Here is an 11,940-nt window from a genome sequence, read left to right as displayed (position 1 = left end):
CCTATTGCCTCTTGCCTATTGCCTATTGCCTATTGCCTATTGCCTATTGCCTCTTACCTATTGCCTCTTACCTACCCACGCAAATAAATTCAAACATCCAAGCGGATTCCCTTATCAAATAAATAACAAATTAACCTCTGACAAAAGAAACTTTTAGAACTCAACAAAAATCTATCTAGAGATAACTTACAAAAAGTTGCAAACTAGCTTAGGGTATGTACAGCCTCTGCAATAAGTATTGCTTGCTCCAAGACATTTTCATGCCCTATATTAATTATTCCCACTTACTGCGTTATGGCATTGTTGTATTAATTGTCGCACTTGCATTAGTGCTAATGTTGATGCTAGACCCCTGGTTAAGCATGAGCAGAACTCCTTTCCTGCTGTTTTTTAGCGCTGTAATGGTGAGTGCTTGGCATGGTGGCTTGAAGTCAGGGCTGTTAGCAACTTTCTTATCTGCATTACTGAGCAATTACTTCTTTCTCCCCCCAGCTGATGAGCTGAGTTTTGACTTATCCAATTTTATGCGAATTGGGTTGTTTGCATTACAAGGATTGCTCTTTAGTGTGTTATGTGAGGCATTAAAAACTGCTAGAAGACGGGCTGATGGAAATCTACAAAAGCTGAGAGTTAATGAGGGGCGATTTCGATTAGCGTTAAATAGTTCAGATATCATGATCTTTCAGCAGGATCGTGATTTACGATATCAGTGGATTCATAATCCTCAAGCTCTAAATGCTGGTGACAAAATATTAGGTAAATCTGATGATGAATTATTTCCAGCTTTAGTAGCAGAGCAATTGAGGGCAATTAAGCTGAAGGTACTAGAGACTGGTGTTTCAACCCGTGAAGAGGTTTATCTAACAATTTGTGGAGAAGACCGCTACTATGATTTGCTGGTTGAACCGCTAAGGGATGTAGACAATAGTATTCAGGGTATTACCTGTGCAGGTGTGAATATTACTGAACGCAAGCAGGCAGAACTAGAAAAAGCCAGGTTGAATCAAGAACTTCAGCAAGCTATTGGGCAAAAAAATGAATCTCTGGCGTTACTCAATGCTTGGCTTACAAGTTCACCAGTGGCGCTGGCTTTTCTGGATACTGAACTTCGCTACATACATGCTAATGAAGCGCTAGCCGCCATTAACGGTGTACCGCAAAATCAACATATTGGTCGCACTTTTAGGGAAGTACTACCGGAATGGGCAACACAAATTGAGCCTGTTTTTGAGCAAGTAATGCAAACCAGGCAACCCTTCCTAAATCAGGAAGTGGGTGGTGAAACTTATCCGCCTGGAGTGTATCGTTATAGTCTTGTCAGCTATTATCCGGTGTGTTTGCCCGATGGGCAGTTGTTGGGAGTGGGTGTAACTGGAATTGATATTACTCAACTCAAACAAACTGAGCAAGCATTGCGGGAAAGCGAAACGAAGTTTCGCAGCGTGGTTGAGTCAAACATGATTGGTATTGGCTTCTGGGATAGAGACGGTGGGATTACAGAAGCGAACGATGCCTTGCTGAATATGGTGGGTTATAGCCGTGAAGAATTAGTTTCTGGAAAAATTAACTGGCAAGATTTAACTCCTACAGAGTACGTGCAACTCGATAAGCAAGCAGTGACTCAACTTCAAGACAGTTCCTTTTGCACACCCTATGAAAAGGAATATATCCATAAAGACGGCTCACGCTTGCCAATTTTGATAGGTGGTAGCCGCTTTGAAGGGAGTGTAAATCAAGGAGCTTTTTTTGTTCTTGATATTACAGAGCGTAAGCAGGCTGAAGATAGACTGCGCTATATCGCCCAAATTAGTAGTTTACTCTCTACGTCGCTAGATTATGAAGAAACCTTAGAACAGATCGCCAAAATCTCAGTTCCCCAGCTTGCTGATTGGTGTAGCGTTGATATTTTAAATGAAGATGGTTCTATTCGCCGTCTACCAATTGCCCATGCAGACCCATCTAAAGCAGAGTTGGCGCGTAAACTTCAAGAGTATGCGACAGATTACCAAGGTGCAAGTGCAATTACTAGAGTACTGCAAACCGGGCAAGGTGAATTAATCTCAGAGGTATCTGACTCGCTATTAGTGGCAAGTACTCAGAATCAGGAACACTTAGAACTGGTTCGGCAATTGGGAATAAAGTCTGTGATGATTGTGCCGTTAATTGCCCAAAGGCGAGTCCTCGGTTGCATCAGCTTTGTCACCGCAGAATCAAACCGTCGCTACGATCGCACTGACCTAACTTTAGCAACAGATATTACCCATCGTGCTGCTTTAGCTGTGGAAAATGCCCGACTTTATCGAGATATCCAGCAGGCTTTAGTCCACTATGCCGAATCTCTATCTCTTCTAGATGCGCTCTTAGGAGCGGCTCCCGTTGCCGTATGCTTTTTGGATCGGGAACTACGATATATCCGAATTAATCAAGTTTTCGCTGACATTAACGGTTTGACTATAGAAGAACATCTAGGATGCAAATTTGAGGAAGTGTTGCCAGCGATGGCGGCTGAGTTTAAGCTACAGTTACAGCACGTGTTGGATACTGGAGAACCCCTGCTGAATGTAGAAATCAGTGGTAAAACCAGGGGACAACCAGAACGTTATGGTTGCTGGCTGGGCAACTATTACCCAGTCACCAACGCAATGGGCGAAACGGTAGGAATTGGGATTATTTTGGCAGATGTGACAGCAGCAAAACAAACAGAAGTTGCCTTGCGGGAAAGCGAAGAAAGGTTCCGGGCAATGTTCAACCAGGCAGCTGTTGGTATTACTCTAGTAGCGTTGGACGGACAATTTATTCAAGTTAATCCTGCTCTGTGCGAAATTACTGGATATAGCCATGAAGAGTTAATCCAATTAAACTTCCAGGAAATTACCCACCCTGACGACTTAGAAATTGATTGGGAAAATGCACGGCGAGTTTTAGCAAAAGAAATTAGTGGTTATTCCCTAGAGAAGCGCTACATCCGCAAAGATGGTTCCATTGTTTGGGTAAACCTAACTTCATCAGCAGTTTGGGATGCTAGAGGACTTCCAAAGTATGCGTTAGGCATTCTTGAGGATATTAGCGAACGCAAACGAATTGAAACGACACAAAGCTTTTTAGTCGAAGCCAGCACCTTACTAGCTGCCTCATTAGATTATGAAATCGCCTTGGAAAGTGTGGCTGATTTAGCCGTTCCTACCTTAGCTGACTGGTGTATTGTAGATGTTTTCCAGGAAGATTGGTCAAGTAAACAAATTGCGATCGCAATTGCCGATCCCACAAAACAAAATACTTTAGATGAAATCCGACGGCATTATCCACCCAAAACCAAAACAAAACAGCTTGTAGAGCAGCTAGGATTGGGAATCTCTATCTTTTACCCCGAATTATCTGACTCTAACCTTGTCCAGATGGCTCAAAATGAGCAACACCTGCAATTGCTGCGAAGCTTGGGTATTCGTTCTCTAATGGTGATTCCAGTGCGTTCCCGTGGGCAATTATTTGGAGCAATCTCTTTCTTTACCGCCGAATCAGGTCGATACTACAAACAAACAGACTTGGCTTTAGCAGAGGATATTGCTCGTCGCGCGGCGACAGCCATCGACAATGCCAGACTCTACCAAGAAACCCAACAGGCAAAACAAGCAGCAGAACGGTCTGTCAATCGCACCATGCTTTTACAAAGTATAACTGCTGCCCTTTCAGAAGCTCTAACTCCCCAACAGGTGGCTGATGTGGTTGTGAACCAAGGGATTGCCGCCTTGGGAGCCACTGCTGGTTCCGTTGTCTTACTGACTGAGGGTGGTACTGAACTGAAAGTTGTGCAAGCAATTGGTTAAGCTAATCGGCATTTAAGTTGCATAATCAGGGCGGGCAAGATGCCCACCCCACAAGGGATTAATAAAATTTTGATATGCAAATTAGATGTGTTTTAGCTTATCCACAATCGCTCATAGATACCTGGACAAATTTTCCCATCACAGCACCTAACCAAATAGCGGAAACAGTCAGAACTAAGCAGCCGATTTTTTTAGAAAATTTAGCAGCCATGATTGCTAGATATCCCAACTTAGCAGACGTTGTGACTCTCACAGGAAATAATGCTTGGGCTACCATTCCCTTGATAGCAGAAGGCAAAATAATTGGGGCACTGGGATTAAGCTTTGCCACTGGACAAATATTTAACGAAGAAGACCAGGGATTTATGTTGACACTGGGGCATCAATGTGCTCAAACTATCGCCCGCGCTCAACTTTACGAAGCCGAAAAGACTGCAAGGGCACAAGCCGAGACAGCCAATCGGATTAAAGATGAATTCCTCGCTGTCCTTTCCCATGAACTCAGAACTCCCCTAAATCCGATTTTAGGGTGGGCAAAGTTACTTAGAACCCGCAAATTCGACGAAGCCACGAGAATCCGGGCATTGGAAACAATTGAGCGTAATGCCAAATTACAAACCCAACTGATTGGAGATTTACTCGATGTTTCGCGGATTTTACAAGGTAAAGTCAGGTTAAATCTCTATGCAGTGGATTTGAAAGTAGCGATCGCAGCTGCACTAGAAACGGTGCGTTTAGCAGCAGAAGCCAAATCAATTGAAATTACAACGGTATTAAGTAATGATATCGGCAAAGTTCTGGGTGATGGCGATCGCTTGCAACAAGTAATGTGGAATCTCCTCTCCAATGCCGTCAAATTCACACCCACAGAAGGACGAGTAGAAGTACGGCTAGAGCAAGTTGGCTTAGATGCCCAAATCCAGGTGATTGATACAGGTAAGGGAATCATGCTGGAATTTTTGCCCTACGTATTTGATTACTTCCGGCAAGCAGATGCCAAGACAACCAGGATATTTGGCGGGTTGGGATTGGGACTAGCAATTGTGCGTCATCTAGTAGAACTTCACGGTGGTACAGTTCAAGCAGAGAGTTTGGGAGAAGGACAAGGAGCTACATTTACAGTCAGACTACCTTTGCTCAAAAATGCTGAGTTACGAGTTGAGAGTGCTGAGGCTTCTCAACCAGAACTCAGCACTGAAGACACATTACTTGCTGGAGTGCAAATCTTGCTTGTAGACGATCAAGCTGATGTGCGAGAGTTCTTTAGTTTTGCGCTGGAACAATATGGCGCAACTGTAACAGCAGCTGAGTCAGCAAGTGAAGCACTGGAAATACTAGCCCAATCAAAGCCAGATATCCTATTAAGCGATATTGGAATGCCCTTAATGGACGGCTATATGCTGCTGCGCGAAGTCAGAAAATTACCACCAGAGCAAGGTGGGAAAATTCCGGCGATCGCTTTAACTGCTTATGCTGGAGAAATTAACTACAATCAAGCAATGGCAGCAGGATTTCAAAGACACCTACCTAAACCCGTCGATCCAGGGGAATTAGCTACTGCGATCGACCAAATAATTCGTAATTCGTAATTCATCTTGATTAAAACCCAAAACACTTGTAGAGACGGCGATTTATCGCGTCTTTTAATTAAATCGTATTGGATTAAAACCAGGGTTAAGAACAAACGAAAAAATGATCATTTTTTCCAAGCAAACGCATCTATCCGTAGTGTAAAAATTACGAATTACGAATTATCCAATAGGGCGATTACCAGGATTGACTGCATGAATATATTCACTACCAGATTGCGGTCTTCCTCGTTTATAAGAAGCTTCTTCTGGTTTACCCCATCCTAGCTGCAAAATCATTTCCAAAAAGTTAGAATTTTCCCACTTGCACAAACTTGCCCATTCCGTTCTTTGAACAATTCTTTCTACATCAGATGTGACAATTTGTTGGTACTGTTTACTATTATTGAAACTCAAGTATAAATCCATCCCCATAGAGACTTCATGCCAAAATTCTACGATAGAATTTTTAGCAGTTTTTAATATCTCTAAGTCACTGGCGAGGGCTATTAACTCACTGTCCACTTCGGGATAGTTCAATTTTTTACCTTTGACTGTTACCTCCCGCCAGATAATACCTGAAACTTGATTTTCCCTCTGATATTGATGAATTGCAGCTTTGAAATCTTGATAGGCCGTGAATTGTTGCAGCCCATCAGTAATAAGAAACTGGTCAATTACAGGATTGCCAGAGACTGGTATTTCTAATTTTAGGCGTTTTCCTTTAAGGCAGGCTTGACGTTCATCTGCCAAAATTTGAATTAGTTCTTGGGCGGTGTAAACCTTTGACATTAGAATACACTCTAGTTAGTCATTGGTCATTAGTCATTAGTCATTTGTTACGGACTATAGACTATAGATTAGCTTTCTAATCTGTTTACACAGATATTTAAATATTATGCTTTGGTATCGGCAGAAATGTAGTAACAGATAGCGCGAAAAATTAGGGCAGACCAATTTGGTCTACCCCATAAGTTACTTAGCTAACTCACTACTGAACTCATTGAAGGCTCGTCGCTTTAACTGTGCTGTTTCGGTACGTGGTACTAAATCAAAGATTTTACGAAATTCATCGTCTATCTCTTCAAAAGGTACTTGACCTTTTTTATTCAAAACTACCTCACCTGATTTATTAAAAACCACGACTTGAGGAACAGCCCCAGAATAGTAATATCCTACTTCTGTAGGGTCGTAGGTCTGTTTAAGCGGGATAGCATCTACATTAATCGGCATAATTTCTGCCACCCGACCATAGAATTCCTGTACCCGTGAAATGGAAATGGCATATCTTTTGGAATCACTGCTGTCATCCAAATAAAAGGCCAAAAATATGGGTTTATGTTCCGCTAAAGCCTGTGCCAGTGTCTGTCTGGGAGGAACCAATGAACCATTGCCAGCATAAACGACAAAGATGTTGCCATCATATAAATCATTATCGAGACCAGCGTATGCAGGTTGCATACTTATAATTAAAAGACTTGCAAGCAACAACAGGCATTTGGACAACCACCTTCGCCAGCCAGTAATTTGTTTATGTAAAAAAAGAAACTTTGTGCTATTCATCAAAAGGAACCTTGCAAGCTACTACTTGTCGTGAGTTTGTGCTGAATTCGGCAAACTGGGCTGGATATGTAATTACACCCACACACTATTTTTTAAGATAACGCCTACTGAGATTATCTGCTACATGAATCCTAGACATCCTTGGACATCTTCGTTCATTTGACGTTTCATCGGGTGGAGTCGGCACCATTTCCCTCCGCGTCCAGACACGGTAAAGCCTGCCGTGTTTTAACTTATAATCCTAGCTTTTCTAAATTTTTCGATGCGTTCCAATCTCTGTCTAAACTGACTTTACAGGATTGACAATCAAATATTCTTACAGACAATGGCATATCCTGGATATGACCACAATTTGAGCAAGTTTTACTAGAAGGGTAGAATGGATCAGCAAATATAACCTCAGAACCAAATTTCTTGCATTTGTATTCTAACTGCCTACTAAATTCATAAAAGTTTGCATCCCCCACAGCACCAGCTAATTTGTGGTTCGACATCATACCCAAAACATTTAAACGTTCAACTACTATTTTGGCGTGGTTTTTGCTAATAGTGGTTGTCGCTTTATGCGTTGCATCAAGTCTAATATCAGAGGTGCGTTTATGAGTTCTTGCAACTCTTAATTTTTGTTTTAAATATCTTTTAGAACCTCTAGTTTTTTTACTTAATTGACGAGACTGCTTCGCCAATTTATTTTTCATCTTGTCTCTAGCCTTGGGATTATCAAAAACAACCCCTGATGATATTGTGGCTAACACCTTTATACCGAGGTCAACTCCGACAATAGGGATTTTAATCGATGGTTTAGGTAGTTCCTGCTCAAACGTAAAACTTATATACCAATTGCCAGCCCGTTCTGAAATGGTAAATTTGGTGGTACTAGTATGTGGAAGCTCTTCATAAGTTCTAACCCATCCTATTGTAGGTAGCTTAATACGAGTTCCACCAACATTAATTGGTTTCCCGCCTGAATTTACAGTAAAGCTTCCCAGTGATTTACTTCTTTTCTTGAATCTAGGATAATTACCTAAACCCTTGAAAAATCTCTTGTAAGCATCCCCTAAATTTTCAAAAGCGAACTCAGTTATTTTTTGGCAAATACCATTTTCTTTTAACCAGGATAAATCAGGATTGATCTTAACATGATTGTTAAAGAATGTTCTCAAAAATCTCTGATTTGGCTTGTATCCATCTTTGTATAAAGCCTGCCATGTGGCTAATCCCCAGTTGTATGTAAATCTTGCTATTCCAGCGTGCTTAGACATCAAAACACGCTCTTTCGAGTTGAGCTTTAGCTGTGTTTTGATAGATAAAAGCACTATTTTGTTCTCCCTTAACACTGCGTTTTATTACCTCCTGAATTTACTATTTTCTGAGGAGGGCTGTCAATAGTTTCTTTTAATTTATAGGAGTTTCCCAGAGTTATCTCAGTCTTGAAGTTTTTTAACAGTAACATTTAAGTTTTTAGCAAATTCATTTGGCTTATACATAAGACAAAACCCTGTAGAAAGTTTTACATTATTGTACAGGTTTGTTTATATTTTTGGATACTTAGAATAAGCTCTTGTAAGTGGATGATGGAGATAAACGAGGTTCCGAGGTGGATGAATCCAGTTCTGAGGTGGATGAACGGAGTTCCGAAGTGTATAGGGACTTCCAAGAAATAAATTATCCCAATAAACGAACCACAGAGACACAGAGAACACAGAGAGAGGAGAATAGAGAGAGTTTTCGCGTCAGTTTTGGAACATTTTTTTATTTGGAAGTCCCATAGAACTAGATTCTAACTCTCCCCTGCCCCCCGCAACTTTATTTTAAGGCTGGCTTTTTCAGCCAGGATTCGCTAAACTCACAAGATTAAATTTGCACTTTTAATTAGCAACGCCAGAAGACTAGGGTACTAATGTGGGAAACAAAATACAATTCATAGATAGGCTGCGATTGGGTTTCGCGGTGTCAGTGGCAAAAAGTGTGACGTTTATAGTGCGATCGCTCCGTCTGGGTGCTGCTAGTGTATTACCAGGCTCGATTGCTCGTCGCATTGAACCCCGACTTTTACAATTATTGAGTCAGCAAGTTAAAAATGGAGTGATTTTAATTGCTGGTACTAACGGCAAAACCACTACAGCCCTGCTTTTATGCACAATACTAGAACGCAAGGGTTTTCGTGTCACTCATAATTCTACAGGTGCAAATCTGGAAAATGGCTTGATGACGGCGCTGTTAGAAAGCACCAACTTACTAGGCACGCTAAATACTGATTACGCCATTTTAGAAGTTGATGAAAATATTGTCCCAAGAGTATTAGCGCCACTCCAGCCACGAATTATTCTCTGTTTAAACTTGTTCCGCGACCAACTCGATAGGTACGGCGAAGTAGATACAATTAGTAAACGTTGGACAAAAGTTATTTCTACGCTACCAGCAGAAACCGTAGTAATTCCTAATGCTGATGACCCAACTTTATCTAACCTTGGTCAGCAGTTACCGCAACGGGTGTTATTCTTTGGCTTGAATGAACCAGAACATTATTTAGAAGCAATTCCTCACGCCGTTGATTCTATTTACTGTCCAAAATGTGGACATTCTCTAGATTACAAAGGTGTTTATTTGTCTCATTTGGGAGATTTTACTTGTCCTCAGTGTGGTTTTAGTAAAAGTAAACCGACTTTAGAAAGTAGTGAATGGTCGCAAATTCTAGTTGGTTTGTACAACAAATATAATACTTTAGCTGCTGCTACTGCGGCTATTGAGTTAGGAGTAGATGAAGTAACAATCAGAGATACTATTAATACTTTCCAAGCTGCTTTTGGTCGTGCAGAAGATTTAGTAATTAACGGTAAACGCGTACGGATATTATTATCAAAAAATCCTGTAGGAACGAATGAAACCATTCGCGTAGTTACTCAAAGCACAGATAAAACCACACTGCTAGTATTAAACGATCGCACGCCCGATGGTACTGATGTATCCTGGATTTGGGACGTAGATACCGAGAAATTAGTCGAACGTGGCGGAACTTTAGTAGTGAGTGGCGATCGCGTCTACGACATGGCACTACGTTTACGTTACAGTCAAAAGTCCCATCAGAGTGACTTAAATTTGATTGTGGAAGAAGATTTGCGACAAGCGATCGCTACTGCATTAGAGCATACACCAGAGAATGAAACTCTCCACATTCTGCCCACCTACTCAGCCATGTTAGAAGTTCGAGAAGTTCTTACTGGGCGGAAAATTCTTTAAATTTGTCATTTGTCATTTGTTATTCTCCCCCAGTCCCCAGTCTCCAGTCCCCAGTCCCTAAATTTATGAGTTCTCAAAATTTGGAATTAACAATTGGTTGGTTATACCCGACGCTGATGAGTACTTATGGCGATCGCGGTAATGTAATTACTATAGAACGTCGTGCTCAGTGGCGGGGATACGATGTTAAAGTGTTACCGCTAGATCAAAATTCCACAGCCGCAGATATTAAAACTGTAGATGTAATCGTTGGTGGTGGCGCACAAGATCGTCAGCAAGAAATTGTCATGCGTGATTTGCAAGGTGCAAAAGCTGACGCGATGCGCGAGAAAATCGAAAATGGAACACCAGGAGTCTTTACTTGTGGTTCTCCCCAATTACTGGGACATTATTATGAACCCGGCTTAGGACAACGGATTGATGGTTTGGGAATACTCGATTTAGTCTCCGTTCATCCTGGTGAAAATACTAAGCGTTGTATTGGTAACTTGGTAATTGAAGTGACAGCTTCACGCCTAGCGCAAGATTTAAAAGAGATGACGGGTAGCACACCATATTTGGTAGGCTTTGAAAATCACGGTGGACGTACCAAATTAGGAAAAGTGGAAGCTTTGGGGCGCGTGGTGTACGGTTTGGGAAATAATGGTGAAGATGGGACAGAAGGAGCATTTTATCAGAATGCGATCGCTACTTATTCCCACGGCCCTTTATTACCGAAAAATCCTTTTGTTGCAGATTGGTTAATTCAAACAGCATTGCGACTAAAATATCAGCAAGAAATTACCTTAAAACCTTTTGACGATAGCCTCGCTGCACAAGCAAGAGAAGCGATGTTTAAGCGATTGAAAGTGAATTTACCAAATTCTGCGGCGGCGAAAGTTTAACCTCAGTTCGCTGATTAAGCCTCTCTCCGTTTCGGGGAGAGGTTTGGAGAGGGGTCAAATTTGACATAAAGAGGGCAAAGTATGACTCAAGCCTTAACCAAACAACTAACCTTTGATGAATTTATCGCCTGGTATCCCGAATCTTCAGACAGGAATTATGAACTACATGATGGGGTAATTGTTGAAATACCTAAGCCAAGAGGGAAGCACTCAGAGATAGCCGGGTTCATCAATGGTTCTTTGTTTATTGAAATCACTCGTTTGTCCATCCCTTGGTTTATCCCTAAAGAATGCGTCATCAAATCAGTTAACACTGACTCAGGTTATGAACCAGATGTCATAGTTCTTGATAGACAAGCTGTTATGGATGAACCACCCTGGAAAAAAGAATCTATCATCACACGGGGTAGTTCCGTCAAGTTGGTTGTAGAAGTTGTTTCAACCAACTGGAGTGATGATTATGCTTTGAAGCTTGAAGATTACGAGTCTTTGGGAATTCCTGAATATTGGATTGTAGACTATCTAGGTTTAGGTGGTAGGCGCTTTATCGGCAATCCTAAACAACCAACTATCTCGATTTACCAACTAATTGAAGGTGAGTATCAAGTTAGGCAATTTAGGGGAAGCGATCGCATTCAGTCGCCAGCGTTCCCAGAGTTGAATTTAACTGCTGAACAGATTTTTCGGGCTGGAGAAGTCACGTAATTTAGGTGGCTAAGGTTTAAATTTTTATCTATAGCGCTTCTGGGTTGAGTGCAAGACAGACCTAACCCCCAACCCCTTCCCTACAAGGGAAGGGGAGTAATATTCAAAGCCTCTCTCCTTTTAGGAGAGAGGTTTGGAGAGAGGTCAAAGTGTATT

Annotated in this window: 6 protein-coding genes and 1 pseudogene; 4 read left to right on the top strand and 3 right to left on the bottom strand. The window is 41.5% G+C overall.

Annotation, left to right across the window (positions count from 1 at the left end):
* Positions 1 to 260: 260 nt before the first annotated feature.
* Positions 261 to 5,413 (top strand): annotated as a pseudogene (locus VB740_RS33240) (PAS domain S-box protein).
* 162 nt (positions 5,414 to 5,575) lie between these two features.
* Here the strand turns inward: VB740_RS33240 and VB740_RS33235 are convergent.
* The 3 genes from VB740_RS33235 to VB740_RS33225 all read right to left on the bottom strand — a co-directional run bounded on the left by VB740_RS33235 (position 5,576) and on the right by VB740_RS33225 (position 8,271).
* A complete protein-coding gene (locus VB740_RS33235) occupies positions 5,576 to 6,184 on the bottom strand; it encodes a hypothetical protein (RefSeq protein WP_323204084.1) in 609 nt (202 codons plus the stop codon).
* Between the two features lie 183 nt (positions 6,185 to 6,367).
* Positions 6,368 to 6,955, bottom strand: a complete 588-nt coding sequence (locus VB740_RS33230; RefSeq protein ID WP_323204083.1) for a thylakoid membrane photosystem I accumulation factor — start codon at positions 6,953 to 6,955, stop codon at positions 6,368 to 6,370.
* 233 nt (positions 6,956 to 7,188) lie between these two features.
* Positions 7,189 to 8,271, bottom strand: coding sequence for an RNA-guided endonuclease TnpB family protein (locus VB740_RS33225; protein WP_323204082.1), 1,083 nt, complete (start codon positions 8,269 to 8,271; stop codon positions 7,189 to 7,191).
* A 586-nt stretch (positions 8,272 to 8,857) separates the two neighbouring features.
* Here VB740_RS33225 and VB740_RS33220 point away from each other — a divergent pair.
* From VB740_RS33220 to VB740_RS33210, 3 genes are all read left to right on the top strand, one after another.
* The gene (locus VB740_RS33220; RefSeq protein ID WP_323204081.1) at positions 8,858 to 10,195 is read left to right on the top strand and encodes a Mur ligase family protein; all 1,338 of its coding nucleotides are present in this window, start codon (positions 8,858 to 8,860) and stop codon (positions 10,193 to 10,195) included.
* 65 nt (positions 10,196 to 10,260) lie between these two features.
* Positions 10,261 to 11,079, top strand: coding sequence for a type 1 glutamine amidotransferase (locus tag VB740_RS33215; RefSeq protein WP_323204080.1), 819 nt, complete (start codon positions 10,261 to 10,263; stop codon positions 11,077 to 11,079).
* Between the two features lie 81 nt (positions 11,080 to 11,160).
* Complete coding sequence (locus VB740_RS33210; protein WP_323204079.1) at positions 11,161 to 11,784, top strand: Uma2 family endonuclease; 624 nt, start codon at positions 11,161 to 11,163, stop codon at positions 11,782 to 11,784.
* The last annotated feature ends 156 nt before the right edge of the window (positions 11,785 to 11,940 follow it).

It is taken from the genome of Nostoc sp. UHCC 0251 (genome assembly GCF_034932245.1).
Classification (GTDB): domain Bacteria; phylum Cyanobacteriota; class Cyanobacteriia; order Cyanobacteriales; family Nostocaceae; genus Nostoc.
Note: the sequence above shows the minus strand (reverse complement) of the source record. Positions and strands in the feature narration are given on the sequence as shown.